The 14,238-nt window shown below is 67.6% G+C and carries 17 protein-coding genes; 9 read left to right on the top strand and 8 right to left on the bottom strand.

Annotated features, from left to right (window positions below):
- Positions 1–47 precede the first annotated feature (47 nt).
- Positions 48–1,424, top strand: coding sequence for an MFS transporter (locus tag OHA10_RS36345; RefSeq protein WP_371403324.1), 1,377 nt, complete (start codon positions 48–50; stop codon positions 1,422–1,424).
- On the opposite strand, the gene OHA10_RS36340 is transcribed toward OHA10_RS36345, so the two are convergent.
- The 6 genes from OHA10_RS36340 to OHA10_RS36315 are packed head-to-tail and all read right to left on the bottom strand — an operon-like array spanning position 1,378 to position 6,989.
- Complete coding sequence (locus OHA10_RS36340) at positions 1,378–2,220, bottom strand: GNAT family N-acetyltransferase (RefSeq protein WP_371403323.1); 843 nt, start codon at positions 2,218–2,220, stop codon at positions 1,378–1,380. The genes OHA10_RS36345 and OHA10_RS36340 overlap by 47 nt on opposite strands.
- Complete coding sequence (locus OHA10_RS36335) at positions 2,217–3,419, bottom strand: cation:proton antiporter (protein WP_371403322.1); 1,203 nt, start codon at positions 3,417–3,419, stop codon at positions 2,217–2,219. Before OHA10_RS36335 ends, OHA10_RS36340 begins: the two co-directional genes overlap by 4 nt.
- Before the next feature lie 38 nt (positions 3,420–3,457).
- Positions 3,458–3,688, bottom strand: coding sequence for an anti-sigma factor (locus tag OHA10_RS36330; protein ID WP_371403321.1), 231 nt, complete (start codon positions 3,686–3,688; stop codon positions 3,458–3,460).
- Positions 3,685–4,323, bottom strand: a complete 639-nt coding sequence (locus tag OHA10_RS36325; RefSeq protein WP_371403320.1) for an RNA polymerase sigma factor — start codon at positions 4,321–4,323, stop codon at positions 3,685–3,687. The genes OHA10_RS36330 and OHA10_RS36325 overlap by 4 nt, the downstream gene beginning before the upstream one ends.
- A 23-nt stretch (positions 4,324–4,346) precedes the next feature.
- A complete protein-coding gene (locus tag OHA10_RS36320) occupies positions 4,347–5,051 on the bottom strand; it encodes a flavodoxin family protein (protein ID WP_371403319.1) in 705 nt (234 codons plus the stop codon).
- Positions 5,052–5,060: 9 nt separating this feature from the next.
- Positions 5,061–6,989, bottom strand: coding sequence for a thiamine pyrophosphate-binding protein (locus tag OHA10_RS36315; protein WP_371403318.1), 1,929 nt, complete (start codon positions 6,987–6,989; stop codon positions 5,061–5,063).
- Positions 6,990–7,075: 86 nt separating this feature from the next.
- Between OHA10_RS36315 and OHA10_RS36310 the strand changes: the two genes are divergently transcribed.
- The 4 genes from OHA10_RS36310 to OHA10_RS36295 all read left to right on the top strand — a co-directional run bounded on the left by OHA10_RS36310 (position 7,076) and on the right by OHA10_RS36295 (position 8,817).
- The gene (locus OHA10_RS36310; protein ID WP_371403317.1) at positions 7,076–7,711 is read left to right on the top strand and encodes a hypothetical protein; all 636 of its coding nucleotides are present in this window, start codon (positions 7,076–7,078) and stop codon (positions 7,709–7,711) included.
- 139 nt (positions 7,712–7,850) lie between these two features.
- Complete coding sequence (locus OHA10_RS36305; RefSeq protein ID WP_371403316.1) at positions 7,851–7,973, top strand: hypothetical protein; 123 nt, start codon at positions 7,851–7,853, stop codon at positions 7,971–7,973.
- Positions 7,970–8,572 carry a sulfite oxidase-like oxidoreductase gene (locus OHA10_RS36300; protein WP_371403315.1) on the top strand — a complete coding sequence of 201 codons (603 nt, stop codon included), beginning with the start codon at positions 7,970–7,972 and terminating at the stop codon, positions 8,570–8,572. The genes OHA10_RS36305 and OHA10_RS36300 overlap by 4 nt, the downstream gene beginning before the upstream one ends.
- Positions 8,461–8,817, top strand: coding sequence for a nuclear transport factor 2 family protein (locus tag OHA10_RS36295; protein WP_371403314.1), 357 nt, complete (start codon positions 8,461–8,463; stop codon positions 8,815–8,817). The genes OHA10_RS36300 and OHA10_RS36295 overlap by 112 nt, the downstream gene beginning before the upstream one ends.
- A gap of 48 nt (positions 8,818–8,865) precedes the next feature.
- Here OHA10_RS36295 and OHA10_RS36290 read toward each other — a convergent pair whose 3' ends face one another.
- Positions 8,866–9,963 (bottom strand): epoxide hydrolase family protein, encoded by a 1,098-nt coding sequence (locus OHA10_RS36290; protein WP_371403313.1) that lies wholly within the window; start codon positions 9,961–9,963, stop codon positions 8,866–8,868.
- A gap of 130 nt (positions 9,964–10,093) precedes the next feature.
- Between OHA10_RS36290 and OHA10_RS36285 the strand changes: the two genes are divergently transcribed.
- Together OHA10_RS36285 and OHA10_RS36280 are read left to right on the top strand one after the other, a co-directional pair.
- Positions 10,094–10,618 (top strand): CBS domain-containing protein, encoded by a 525-nt coding sequence (locus tag OHA10_RS36285; RefSeq protein ID WP_371403312.1) that lies wholly within the window; start codon positions 10,094–10,096, stop codon positions 10,616–10,618.
- Positions 10,619–10,624: 6 nt separating this feature from the next.
- Complete coding sequence (locus OHA10_RS36280; RefSeq protein ID WP_371403311.1) at positions 10,625–11,911, top strand: SLC13 family permease; 1,287 nt, start codon at positions 10,625–10,627, stop codon at positions 11,909–11,911.
- On the opposite strand, the gene OHA10_RS36275 is transcribed toward OHA10_RS36280, so the two are convergent.
- Positions 11,899–12,447 (bottom strand): SPFH domain-containing protein, encoded by a 549-nt coding sequence (locus OHA10_RS36275; protein WP_371403310.1) that lies wholly within the window; start codon positions 12,445–12,447, stop codon positions 11,899–11,901. The two genes, OHA10_RS36280 and OHA10_RS36275, sit on opposite strands and share 13 nt — an antisense overlap.
- Before the next feature lie 195 nt (positions 12,448–12,642).
- Here OHA10_RS36275 and OHA10_RS36270 point away from each other — a divergent pair, with 195 nt between their 5' ends.
- A complete protein-coding gene (locus tag OHA10_RS36270) occupies positions 12,643–13,587 on the top strand; it encodes a histidine kinase (protein ID WP_371403309.1) in 945 nt (314 codons plus the stop codon).
- Positions 13,584–14,228 (top strand): response regulator, encoded by a 645-nt coding sequence (locus OHA10_RS36265; RefSeq protein ID WP_371403308.1) that lies wholly within the window; start codon positions 13,584–13,586, stop codon positions 14,226–14,228. Before OHA10_RS36270 ends, OHA10_RS36265 begins: the two co-directional genes overlap by 4 nt.
- Positions 14,229–14,238: the final 10 nt, after the last annotated feature.

Here is a 14,238-nt window from a genome sequence, read left to right as displayed (position 1 = left end):
ATATGCAACCCGAGGGTTGCACTTCTACCAGAATGAGGAGAGCCGTTATGAGCACGGCCATGGATCTCGGTCCGACCACGACGTTCACCGGCAGGCAGCGACTGATTCTGCTCGTGCTGCTGGGCGCCGGGTTCTTGGTGTCGGTCGACTTCTCCATCTTCAACGTCGCGCTTCCGCAGACCGGCGCCGGTATCGGCATGGAGCTGAAGCAGTGGCCATGGATCGCATCGGCTTATGCCCTGCCTTCGGCGGGCTTGGCGCTGTTGTTCGGCAGGCTGGCGGACCTCGTCGGACGCCGACGTCTGTTCATGACCAGCATGCTGCTGCTGGCCGCAGCCTCGCTGCTCGGCGGGTTGGCAGCCGATCCGGCGACGGTCCTGACAGCCCGTGCCCTGCAGGGCACCGCCACGGCGATGGCCCTGCCCACCGCGCTGGCGCTACTGACCACCACCTTCGCGGAAGGCAGACTGCGTGAGCGCGCACTCGGACTCAACGGCGCTCTGCTCTCCGGTGGCTTCACTCTCGGCGCGTTGGTCGGTGGGACGTTCGTCGGTCTGCTGAGTTGGCGCGCGGCGTTCCTGCTCAACGTGCCGGTCGCTATCGCGATCCTGGTATGCACGCCACTGGTGATCGAGGACAGCCGTCCGACGGCTCGGCCGACACTCGACCTGGCCGGCGCGGCGACGGTCAGTGTGGGCCTGGTCAGCGTGGTGTACGCCGTCATCGAGAAGAGCGTCATCGCTGCGGCCGTAGGCGTCGCGCTGCTGGTCGCGTTCTGGCTGGTCGAACGCCGCGCTCGGGCGCCGCTCGCACCGATCAGCATCCTGTCTCGCCGTACGGTGACCTGGGCCAACGTCGCCGGCTTCACCGTGTTCACGATGGAAACCGGGATGATCTTCCTGATGACGCTGTACTTGCAGCGCACCCTGGGCCTCAGTCCGTTCATCACCGGACTCGTCTTCGGCGTTCCCGGTCTGGCGGCAGTCGCTGCCGGGATCATCGCCGGACGGCTGCTCGGCAGGTTCGGTCCCGCCAAGGTTCTGCCGGTGGCGATGTGGGTTCAAGGGATCGCTGTCATCCCGCTGGTCTTCCTCGGTCACAGCCGCGCGGCCATCGCCGTTGTCGTGCCGGCATTGCTGATCGGATTCTTCGGGCACGTCTGCGGCATCGTCGGTTACACCGTCACCGGCACCTCCGGACTCAGCAACGACGACCAAGGCCTGGCCACCGGGCTCACGACCATGACCCAACAGGTCGCCATCGCCGTCGGCATCCCGATCCTCAGCACCATTGCCGCAACCCAGAGCGTCGAGTTGACCGGCATCCACCTCGCGCTGACCGTCGATGTCGCTGTGACGTTGGTGAGTTCACTGCTCGTCATTGCCGGGCTTTTACCAGGACGGCTCTGGCGTAGAGCAGGTTGAAGCCGTTGCGTTGGGCGTTTTGTTGGGACTTTGATGCCGGTTGAGTGGTGATCACGCCGACGTCGCAGCCTGCGGTGGCGGCGTCGGCGAGGCGGGTGGAGAGTAGGGCGGACTGGATGCCGTGCCGGCGGTGGGTGGGGAGGGTGGCGGCGCCGGCGAACTGGGCGATGCCCTTGGTTGTTCGGAGGCCGGCTCCGCCTGCGATCTCGCCGTTTCGTACTGCGATGTAGCGGGTGATGTCTGCTGCGGCGGCGTCGCGTTCGGCGTCGATGTAGGTGTCGTGCGGGAACTCCTCGCGCCACGGGACTCCCTGGGTGTCGGGTACGGCGACGGCGTCGGCCATCACGTTCAGCCAGACCTCGAGCTCCTCGTCGCCGCTGGGCCGGATCTCGATCGCGTCGGGCAGCGTGACGTCGTACCTGTCGGCGATGGCGATGCCGAGCACGTTCTCGAACGACTCCAGCTCGTAGCCGCGACGGCTGAGGGTGATGCCGATCTCGGGGTCCGCGAGGTGCGGTAGCTCGACCTGCACGGGCGCGCCCACGGCGGCGTACGCCTGCTCGAGCTCGTCGAGCTCGTCGGCGGTCGGCACGCCGCCGAAGCCGAGCCCGACGACCTTGTTGAACGGCGAGTCGTCGTCGGCGAAGGTCGCGAGCCCGCCCGCCACCGGGATCACGAACCCCCGGCCGTTGCCGAGCCGGCGGTGGGTGGCGCGTACGGTGGCTTCGATGAGCTGGGCTTCGGCCAGCTCGATCCGCCCAGCCAGATCAGCGTCGCAAAACAGTGGTGTGTTCATGCCGCTCCTAGGGTTGTCCGCGATATTTCTCTGAATCTGAGCAATGCGAGTGCGGCCGTGGGGAAAACGAGCACCGACAGCAGGCCGGCGCAGACCAGTGCGGCCGCGGTGACCGGTGCCATCAGACCTGTGAGTACGCCGATCTGGGTCGCGGTGACGATGAACGGCAGTGAAGTTGCCTGGAGCAACCCGACCGCTGCCGTCGACCGAGCGCCGAGAGTACGCAGTGACAAGTACGCCGGTACGCCGCGGACGACGAGCAGCGCGATCAGGAACAGCGGGACCCGGAGCAGCGCGGCCGGATCGTCGAGCAATCCCCGCAGGTCGAGGCGCAGTCCGCTGGTCACAAAGAAGACAGGGATGAGGAACCCGTACCCGAGCGCCTCGAGTTTGACCCGGAAGCGTGGATGCGAGGTCGCGTCACGATCAACCAGACCGACGACCGCGCCGGCCAGGAAAGCGCCGAGGATCGTCTCCAGCCCGAACTGTTCGGCCAAGGCGACGAACGCGACCAGCAGTACGACGGCCGCCCGTACGCGGATCTCAGCGGTGGTGTCCTGCAACCGCAGCAGCACACCGCCGATCCGCCGCGATCGACCTGCCGTCGCCACGACGAGTCCGGTGACCGCGACCAGCAACGCGAAGAGCCCGACCATTACCAACCGTTCACCGGCGCTGCCGCCCTCGGTCGAGAACACCAGCGACAGCAGCAGTACGGCGGCGAAGTCGGCCACCGACGCGGCCGCGATGGTGAACTGCCCGACCGCGCCCGCGGCCTGGTCCGCATCCTTGAGCACCGGAACGACCAGACCCAACGACGTCGCGGAGAGGGTGCCCGCCAGCAGCAGCGCGCTCTGCACCCATCCGGCCGCCGAGAAGGCAAGGCCCGCGATGCCGCCGAGTGCCAAGGTGACGAGATAACCGAGTACCGCCAGGCGGAGAACCTGTCCACGTAGCCGATGAACGTCGATCTCCAGCCCGGCCAGGAAGAGCAGGAACCCCAGTCCGAGCAGGGAGACGATCTGCAGCGGCGGGTCGACGCTGACCAGCCCCAGGCCGTGCGGCCCGATCACGATGCCGGCCACGATCTCCAGTACGACGGCCGGCACGCGCAACCGCGGCGCCAGCCCGAGCAGCAGCGGGGCGAGCAGCGCGACCAGAACGACCGCGAACAGATTGGTGAACCCGACATCCGGCATATCGAGTCAGTGCCGGCACAGCAGCCGGACGTTACAGCTCACTCGCGCGGAAAGGTGCGGAATCCTTCGAGCAGCCGGTCGCGCGTCTCGTCCGACAGGCTCTCGGGTTCCACCCGGCCAACTTCGGCGATGGTGCGGCGCATCTGGTCGACGTACGTCTCGCAGCCGTCGCAGATCGCCAGGTGCTCGATGAACTGCCGCTCGGTGTCGGGGTCGAGCGTGCCTTCGAGGAAGGCGGTGACGAGTTCGACCAGCTCTGCACATGTCATGACTGAACTCCGGTCGCCGTGAAGTACCGCTCGAGATGACTGCGAACCGCGGCCCGGGCGCGGTGCAGGAGGACGCGCTGGTTCGCCGCCGAGATGCCGAGCAGCGCGCAGACGTCGTCCCCGCTCTGTCCGTCGATGTCCCGCAGGGTCAGGACCACCTGCTGGCGGATCGGGAGACTCTGGATCGCCGCCGCCACGGTCGCTCTGACCTCGTTGGCCAGGACCTCGGTCTCGGTCGTCGGCCAGCGCTCCGGGAACGCCAGCCAGCCGCCCGGGTACTGGTCGTGCGGTCCGCGGAACCGGCTTGGATCGACGGTCGGCTCGCTGTCCGACTCCAGGCTGGCCCACGGCACCGTGCGCTGTTCGGCGGTCCCTCGTTTGCGGGCGATGTTGACCAGGATCCGGTAGACCCAGGTCTGCAGGGATGACCGGCCCTCGAACCGCTCGATGCCCTGGAACACCGCCAGCCAGGTGTCCTGGACGACTTCCTCGGCACTGGCAGCGGTCGACACGAACGACCGGGCCAGCCGGAGCATCGAGCCGGACCAGCCGGCCAGCAGGCAGGCGAACATCTCCTCGTCCCCGGCCCGCAGCCCGGCGACGAGGACGTCGTCCGCCGGCACGACCGCCCCCACAGGCCGACGGTACCGCAGGATGGTCAGCGGTACTCCGGGTTCTCGAAGTCGAAGCGGCAGCCGGCGTCCCATTCGGACCGCTGGTTGCCGAACGCCGGAACCCCGCCCAGATCCTTCAGCATCCTGGCCAGGTGCATCAGGTTCCAGGTCATGAACGTCGTGTTGCGGTTGGTGAAATCGTTCTCCGGACCGCCCGAGTCCATGTCCAGGTACGACGGACCCGGGCCGGCCTCGCCGATCCAGCCGGCATCGGCCTGCGGCGGGATCGTGTACCCGAGGTGCTGCAACGAGTACAGGATGTTCATCGCGCAGTGCTTCACCCCGTCCTCGTTGCCTGTGATCAAGCAGCCGCCGACGCGGCCGTAGTACGCGTACTGTCCGTGCTCGTTGAGGATCGAGGAGTTGCCGTACAGGCGCTCGATCACCCGTTTGGTGACCGAGCTGTTGTCGCCGAGCCAGATCGGTCCGGCGATGACCAGGATGTCGGCGGCCATCACCTGTTCCTGGATCGCGGGCCAGGCGTCGGTGGCCCAGCCGTGTTCGGTCATGTCGGGCCAGACGCCGGTGGCGATGTCGTGGTCGATCGCGCGGACCACGTCGACCTGGACGCCTTGTTTCTCCATGATCCTTCGGCTGACGTCGATCAGTCCCTCGGTATGGCTGACGGCGGGGGAGCGTTTCAGGGTGCAGTTCAGGTAGAGCGCGCGAAGGTCGGCGTACTCGGGCATGAGTTTCTCCTAGAGCAGTTCGGCGTCCTGCTCGATGCAGAGCAGGGCTGGTCCGGCGGTGGCGAAGAGCTGGGTCATCGCGTCGTCGAGCTCGGCGCGGCGGGTGGCGCGGATCCCGGTCGCGCCGCAGAGTTCGGCGTACGTCGCCCAGTCGGGGTTGTGCAGCGAGGTGTGCCAGACGGGGTAGTCGGCGGCGAGCTGTTCCTTGCTGATCTTGCCGAGCGAGTGATTGTCGAGCAGCACGTGTTTGACCGGGATGCCGTACTTCACCGCGGTCGTCAGCTCGGCGGCGTACTGGCCGAATCCGCCGTCGCCGGTGACCGCGACGATCGGCCGGCCGGGTGCCGCGGCCCAGGCGCCGAGGGCGGCGGGATAGCCGAAGCCGATCGAGCCGAGGTAGCCCGACATCAGCACCGGCTGGCCTTTCGACTCCAGGTAGCGGCCGAGCGAGTAGGCATGGTTGCCGACGTCAACGGTCACGACGGCATCGACGGGCAGATGATTGCCGAGCGCATCGAACACTGCCGCGGCCGGGACACCTCGGCCGCGGTCGTCCACCACCCGCCGGCTCTTCTCCGCCCGCCAGATCGCCCAGCGTTCGGCCACGTCCGGTCGCTGGTCCTCGGCCTTGACATCGGTGAGCAGGTCGGTCAGCGCCGCGAGTGCGAGACTCGCATCACCGAGGACATCTACGGTCACAGCGTCGAAGCGGCCGATCGCGCGATGGTCGTCGTCGATCTGCACGATCGGCTTGTACGCCGCGATCCCGGTGTGGTTCGAGAACGACGCTCCGACCACGATCACCAGGTCGGACTCGTTCATCAGCCAGCTCGCCACCGGCGTACCGCTGCGGCCGAGCACGCCGGCTCCGAGCGGGTGTACGTCGGGCACGAGGCCCTTGGCCTTGAACGTCGTCAGGACCGGCGCGTGCAGACGTTCCGCAAGCTGCCGGACCTCGTCCGCGGCCTCGCGAGCGCCGTGACCCACGATCAGCACCGGGCGCCGGGCATCGCGGATGATCGCCGCCGCACGGGTCAGCGTCTCCTCGTCGGGGCGGATCCGACGTGGTGACAGCCGGCCGTCCGGGGTCTTCGCCGGTGCATCGGACGGCTGCACCTGGACTTCGTCGGGCAGCACGAGATGGGCGACACCGCGACCGTCGATCGCGTGTTTGACCGCGAGCGCCGCCAGTTCGGCGTGGTCGCTGCCGGCCTGCACCGCCGTACCGGACACCGCGACGTCCTTGAAGACCGCGGTCAGGTCGAGATCCTGGAAGGCGCCGCGGCCGAGGACCTTGGACGGCACCTGTCCCGAGATCGCAACGACGGGCGCGCCGTCCAGCTTGGCGTCGTACAGGCCGGTCAGCAGGTTGGTCGAGCCCGGTCCGGCGATCGCGAAGCACGCCGCCGGGCGGCCGGTCAGCTTGCCGTAGGCACTGGCGGCGAACGCGGCCGCGCCCTCGTGACGGATGCCGATGTAGGTCAGCTCGCCGCGTTCCTCCGCGCGGCGCATCGCCTCGGCGAACCCGAGATTGGAGTGCCCGACCATGCCGAAGACGTGCGTGATGCCATGGGCAACCAATGTCTCGACCAGTACGTCGGCGACGGTCCGGACCGGTCGCGGTGGATCGGGCAGCTGGACGTAGACTCCGTCCGCCCGCTCGTCGACGGGGTACGACGGAACGCTGTCGGAGAACCCCTCCGGTGGTTGACCGCTGATCGGGTCGTAGTCGTAGCCGTGCCACGGGCAGCGCAGCAGTCCTTTCTCGATCGAGCCCTCGCCGAGCGGACCGCCCTGGTGCGGGCACTTGTTCTCCAAGGCGCCCAGCCGCTCGCCGCAGCGGGCCATCGCGATGCTGCGGCCGTCCACGACGACGCTGCGGACCCGTCCGTCCGCCGGTACGTCGACGTCGTCCACCCGGTGCCAGTTCGCTGTCATGTAACGTCTCCCACCCTTGTCGACACGGACTGTCTGATGGATCAGTGCCTGCCGCGGGCCAGGCGTTACAGGAGGAGACTGCAGCCATGGACGAACGTTCGCTCGCCGTAACCCGACGCTCGCTGCACGGTGTCGCCGAGCTGGTGCTGGCCGGACCGCAGTACCGCACCGGCGGCGGGATCAGGCTGCGGATCGTGCCCGGCGGATTCGGCACCGTCAACGCTCCGGACCTTCGGATCGAGGGCGACACGCTCGTTACCCCGACGGGCTCGATCCGTTTGACCGGCACGTACGCCGAGGTGGCCGCTGCCGCGGGAGTCGAGGCACGCCGGCTCGACGACGTGTACTCCGGCGGTCCGAAGATCTCTGCCGACGACCAGCTGGAGATCGACCCGGCGGCGGCCCGGCTGCTCGCCGACGCCTTCGCCAGCGGCGAGGCCGCCCTCCGAACACTCGACCCTCAGCAGACCCCCGTCCTCTGGCCCGAGCACTTCGACGTCGGCATCACCGTGGACGAGGTCAACTACGGCGTATCACCCGGCGACGACGGCATCCCGGAGCCGTACGCGTACGTCGGCCCCTGGACACCCCGAACCGGCGACTTCTGGAACGCACCCTTCGGTGCCTCCCGACCGATGACCGAACTCACCGAGCCGTCCGACCTCACCGACTTCTTCCGGACGGGCCAGTCCCTCGCCTCGGTGGCCGGTCGTGACTTGTAACACGGGACCATATAGACCAATTAGCGCGCCACTTTCAGCGGTTGGACGGGCCGGCGTACCCTTCGACGAGGAGGACTGGGACCGCCTTCCGACGCGGCTGGGGATCGAGCCGGAGGCGCACGCCGAAAGCCAGGATCTGATGAACGCCGTGCACCGTGCCGTCGACGAGAATCTGACGGCGAAGCAGCGGATCGTCTTCGTCGCGCTGATGCTGCACGGGATGGCCACCGACGTACTCCTACCGGAACAACAGATCGCATGAGCGGCGTCGTCAACCCCGGATTCCATGGCCGCAGGGGAGCCGACGACCGTCGGCTGCCACCTGGCCAGCATGTCACCGAGGATTTCCCGGTGCTGTCAGCGAGCGTGACTCCGCTGATCCCCAAGGACAAGTGGGAGTTCACAGTCACCTCCGAGACCGGTCAGCAGCGGAGCTGGCGCTGGCACGACCTGCTTGCGCTGCCATCCGAAGCAGTTGTCGCCGACATCCATTGCGTCACCAGATGGTCCAAGTTCGACACGCGTTGGGAAGGCGTCTCGGTCGACGCCCTCCTCGCCGACGTTGCGACTGAAGCGACCCATGTCACGGTCACGGCGTACGGCGGCTACACGACGAATCTGCCGTTGACCGATCTCCTGGGCGGGAAGGCCTGGATCGCCTATCGGTACGACGGGAAGGAGCTCGCGGCGCTGCACGGCGGCCCTGCCCGTCTACTCGTCCCGCACCTGTACTTCTGGAAGTCGGCCAAGTGGGTGAACGGATTGCGACTGATGTTGCAGGACGAGCCGGGCTTCTGGGAGCAAGCCGGCTATCACAACCACGGCGATCCCTGGCGCGAGGAACGCTACGAGTTCGACTGAGCCGTGCGCGGGTTGCGGGCGGCGAGTACCTCGAGTACATCGCCAAGCCGCACCCCTTCAAAGACCTCGCCGTTCACGACGTCAAGGTCCGCATCCTCGGCGACGTCGCCCTGATCCACGGCCGCAGCACCTACACGATGCTCACCGACGGCACAGAGCAAGAAGCCCTCCACACAGACGCCTACCAGAAGCGCAACGACACCTGGCAATGCATCTCCGCCTGCACAATCGCCCCAGGCACCTGACCGATCACCTCTCGACAGCACCTCCGCAGCGATAACACGGCCTCTGAGCTAGCCACTGAGGGAGATCGCGAAGTCGTGGAGGTCTTGCGCGAGTGCGTCGGGCTGCTCGTGGGGGGCGAAGTGGCCGCCGTGGTTGAAGCGGGTGTAGCGGACGACGTGGTACGTCCGCTCCGCATACTCGCGTGGCGGCACGGAGATGTCGTAGGGGAACGCGGCGACGGCCGTCGGTAGGTCGCCCATCGTCGGCCGCGGCGTCGGATGGGCCAGATAGTCGAAGTACGGCCGGAACGACGTGCCGATCGTGTTGGTGAACCAGTAGAGCGAGGCCTGCAGCAGTACGTCGTCATCGGTCCAGCGAGTGCTGAGGTCGCTCCACGAGCGGTACTTCTCGAGGATCCAGGCGAGCAGACCGACCGGCGAGTCGGTCAGACCGTACGCCAGGGTGAGCGGTCGCGTTTGCTGCTGATGCTGGTAGGCGCCGCCGTCGCTGGTCCAAGACTCGATCCCCGACAGATAAGCCTCCTCGGCTGCCGTGAGGTTGCTGTGGTCAACGGCCGGCATGACAGCCATCAGGTGAATACCTGCGACCGCTTCCGGGTGGGCAGCGCCGAGGCGTGAGGTGATCCCGGCGCCGAGATCGCCGCCGTGTGCTGCGTAGCGGTCGTAGCCGAGGCCTGACATGAGGTGGTGCCACAGTTCGTACGTCGGAACTGCGGCCGGCGCCTCGGAAGGCTGATCGGAGAAGGTGAAGCCGGGCAGGGAGGGTACGACGACGTCGTGTCCGAGGTCGGCGAGCCGGTGCGCCAACGGGATCAGCTCGGCGAAGGTGCTCGGCCAGCCGTTGGTGAGGATCAGGGGGAGGTCCGTCGGCTGCTTCGCGCGCACGTGGAGGAAATGCACCCGTTGTCCGCCGACGGTCGCGGTTCGCTGTGGCTCGGCGTTCAGGCGTTGCTCGTGACTGCGCCAGTCGAAGCCGTCCGCCCAGTAGTCGACCAGGTGCGCGAGTACGTCGCTGTCGGTTCCTGCCGACCAGGCAGGTTCGGGCCAGGATCTCGGCCAACGGGTCGACGAGAGGCGACGGCGTAGATCTGCGATGTCATCGTCCGGCACCGCGATGGCGAACTCGGCAATGTCGAGCGTGATCACGTTTCCTCCTCTGGATCCTCGTCTGCACAGGACCGTAGTTGGGGTCTGGACCCCATGGTTCCGGAGTGGGCGGCCAAGAAGACTGGATTCCGAGTGAGGCCGCCGTCTCGAGGCGGTCCGGGAGGTCAGGGTGAGTGGTGTCGGGGCAACCGGTGCGATCGGGCGGGTCCAGTGTGGTGCGGCGATGCGTGCCGGTGACATAGCGGTCGGGTTGCCGACGGTCACGGTGGCCGATTCCGTGGTCAAGGCGGTGCAGCTGATGGCTGTCGGGCGGATGCCAGGGCTCGTCGTGGTCGACGGGTTCGGCCGGCCGGTTGCGGTGCTGCCGGGGTCGCAGGTGCTGAAGTTGAGCATTCCGGCGGCGTTCCAGGACGATCCGATGCTCGTACGGGCGGTCGACGAGTCGTCGGCGGACGCGTTCTGGCGGGAGCTCGGCGGGCTGACTGTCGGCGATTGCCTGCCGCGTCCGGTGGCGAGGCCGCTGACGGTGACCGCGGACGCGACGCTGCTCGAGATCGCGGCCCTGATGGCGCGTGGCCGGAGCCCTCTGGTCGCTGTGGTCGGTCCGGACCGTGTGGTCACCGGCGTGATCACGCTCGACCGTCTGCTCACGAGCCTGGCGGTCTCCGGGCTCGGCGACCAGTCGCCGGGATAACGGGTGATGAGGCCACTCGTCGCGCTCGGAATCTTCGGCTTGGCGTTCTTCTACATCGCGACCGAGAAGGCCAACAAGGTCAAGGTGGTGCTGATCGGCGCCGCCGCGATGCTCGTCCTCGGGCTCGCGCCGGGCACCGAGGTGTTCTTCTCCGAGCACGAGGGTATCGACTGGAACGTCATCTTCCTGCTGCTCGGCATGATGATCGTGATCGGGATCATCAAGCAGACCGGGGTGTTCGACTATCTGGGCATCTGGGCCGCGAAACGATCCCGCGGTGAGCCGTACCGGCTGATGGTGCTGCTCATGATCATCACCGCGGTCGCATCGCCGTTCCTGGACAACGTGACCACGATCATGCTGGTCGCCCCGGTGACGATCGTGGTGTGCGAGCGGTTGCGGATCCCACCGCAGCCGTACCTGATCGCCGAGGTGCTCGCCTCGAACATCGGCGGCGCCGCGACACTGATCGGTGACCCGCCGAACATCATCATCGGCAGTCGGGCCGGCCTGACGTTCAACGACTTCCTCGTCCACATGACGCCGATCGTGGTGATCGTGTTCGCGCTGTTCGTCGTACTGTCGAGATTCTTGTTCCGCAAGGACTTCCGGTACAACCCGGAGCAGGTCGCGGCTGTGCTGGCGTTGCAGGAACGCCGCGCGATCCGCGACCCCTGGCTGCTCGCGCGCTGCCTGATCGTGCTTGCGGTGATGGTCGCGGCGTTCACGCTCCACTCGGTGATCCATCTCGAGCCTTCGCTGGTCGCACTGATCGGCGCCGGCGTGATGATGCTGGTGGCGAAGGCCGACGTGGCCGAGGTACTGCGTGAGGTCGAATGGTCGACGCTGGTGTTCTTCATGGGCCTGTTCGTGATGGTCGCGGGTCTGGTCCACACCGGCGTGATCGGGACGATCGGCGACTGGGCGGTGGCCGCGATCGGGGATCGGTACCTGCTGGCGGCGACGGCGGTGCTGTTCGGTTCCGGCGTACTCGGGGCGTTCTTCGACAACATCCCGTACGTCGCCACCATGACGCCGGTGGTCGAGGGAGTCGTCGAGCAGGCGCCGGATCACCGGACCGGGCAGGCGTTGTGGTGGGCGTTCGCACTCGGCGCGGACTTCGGCGGCAACGGTACGGCGGTTGCCGCGAGCGCCAATGTGGTTGCCCTCGGCATCGCTTCGCGTAGTGGTCACCACATCACGTTCTGGCAGTTCACCCGGTACGGCATCGTGGTGACCGCGCTCAGTATCGGAATGGCGTGGGTGTACGTGTGGCTGCGCTACTTCGTCTGAGGTGCGACCGAGCGGAGCACCTGCCAGGTGAGCTCGATCTCGATCCTGCCGATCTCGAGGGCGCTGATCCGCACGCCAGGCACCGCAACCTCGACGTCGAGGTACGTCGGCAACTCGGCGAGCGCTACGACATCGCCGCGGGCGACCAGTCGGGCGAGAGCCCGCTCTGCCTCGTCCAGCGCGAGATCCGTCGGGGTGAGCGAAGCCTCCGCCGCTGCGGCGGGATCGACGATCTGGATGGTCACGTCGCCGGAGAGCCGGACCTCGATACCCTCGTGGGTGCGCGCCGCCACGACGATCGGGTGGCAGATGGGTGCTCTCGGCAACCAGAGGTAGTGCTCGAGAAGCGGCAGCCGGATCGTGGTACCGGAGGCAAGGACGCGGGTTGCCCGGCCGGAACGCAGTACGACGAGCCATTGGTCGCGTGGGACGCGTCGCGGCTCGAGAGCGGTTCCGGCGCCGAGAGCGGTGAGTCCGGCAACGATCGCCCATGGATACACGGGCAGATCGGCGAGGACGGAAGTCGCGAGGTCCATGGTGCCTCCCGGGGCCTGGTGGTGCGGCGAGGCATCCGCCCGCGATCTCTCGGCCCGCCACGGAGCCTCGCCGCACTTCCAGTCTGCCGACCTGCTCGCACAGTCGGAATGAGTGCTAACCCCCACATTCACCTCGCGTCATGGACACCGCTGAGCTCGTTGATGGAGGCTGGACAGATGAAGACAGGAGCCGGGATGCCTTTGTACTGGCGGGTTTGCCTGATCAACGGACTCGTGTTCGTGGTCGGGACCGCAGCGCTGGCGCTTGCCCCGGTGACGGTTTCGGCCACCGTGCTGGTGTCGGAGGCCGTCGTGCTGGTGCTGGGCCTGATCGGCATCGTGGTGCTGAACTCGGTGCTGTTGCGGACGAGTCTGGCGCCGCTGGACAGGCTGATCCGGTTGATGGACACGGTCGATCTGCAACGCCCCGGCCGCCGGCTGCCGGAGTCGGGCACCGGGGCGGTCGGGCAACTCGTGCGCGGCTTCAACGCGATGCTCGAACGGCTCGAGACCGAACGGGGCAGGAGCAACGCGAAGGCGCTTGAGGCCCAGGAGGCCGAGCGCCACCGGATCGCGCGCGAGTTGCACGACGAGATCGGGCAGGGGCTGACCGCCGTACTGCTCGGACTGAAGCAGTTGTCGTCGCGAGTGCCTGCAGCAGTGCAGTTGGAGTTGATGGAAGTGCAGGAGACTGCGCGAGCGACGCTCGACGAGGTCGGCGGTGTTGCTCGACGGCTGCGACCTGGTGTGTTGGAGGACCTGGGCCTGCAGAGCGCGCTGGCCTCCCTCGCGACCGACTTCTCGTCGCACGGCATGCAGGTCCGCCGGATCACCTCGCCGGGTCTGCCAGACCTCGGCTCGGAGCGGGAGCTGGTCATCTACCGGGTTGCCCAAGAGGCGCTCACGAACGCAGCGCGCCACTCGAAAGCGCGCACCGTGCGGCTTTCGCTGCAACGGCAAGGCATGACCGTCATTCTCGCCGTCGACGACGACGGGATCGGACTGCGTGGAGCTGAAGAGGGCACAGGCATCCGCGGCATGCGTGAGCGGGCTCTGCTGATCGGCGCGGAGTTGACGGTCGGCCCAGGGGAGTCCGGTACGTCGGTGCGCCTGACTGTCCCGTTGGAGGCAGGCCGATGATCCGGATCCTGCTCGCCGATGACCACGCTCTGGTACGCCGCGGCGTACGGCTGATCCTCGACAGCGAACCGGACCTGCAGGTGGTCGCCGAGGCCGGAGACGGGGCCGAAGCGCTGGAGGCGTTCCGCAGTACCGAGATCGACCTCGCGGTGCTCGATGTCGCGATGCCCCGGATGACGGGGTTGCAGGCCGCGCGCGAGTTGTCCCGCCGGCGGGAGCCACCGCGGATGCTGATGTTGTCGATGTACGACAACGAGCAGTACTTCTTCGCCGCGTTGAAGGCCGGTGCCAGCGGCTACGTGCTGAAGTCGGTCGCCGACCGCGACCTCGTCGACGCCTGCCGCGCGGCGGGCCGCGGCGAGTCGTTCCTGTACCCCGGCGTGATGAGCACCCTGGTCCGTGACTACCTCGAGCGGGTCAGACGCGGCGAGCGCGTCCCGGGACAGGTCCTCACCCCGCGCGAGGACGAGGTCGTGAAGCTCATCGCCGAGGGCCATCCGTCGAAGGAGATCGCCCGCATGCTCACGATCAGCGTGAAGACCGTCGAACGCCACCGGGCGAACATCCTGCAGAAGCTCGGCATGCGCGACCGTACCGAACTGACCCGCTACGCCATCCGCGCCGGCCTCATCGAGCCCTGACCCGGGAGAC

The sequence above is a fragment of the Kribbella sp. NBC_00662 genome, from assembly GCF_041430295.1.
Classification (GTDB): domain Bacteria; phylum Actinomycetota; class Actinomycetes; order Propionibacteriales; family Kribbellaceae; genus Kribbella.
This window is presented reverse-complemented; position numbering and strand designations above follow the sequence as displayed.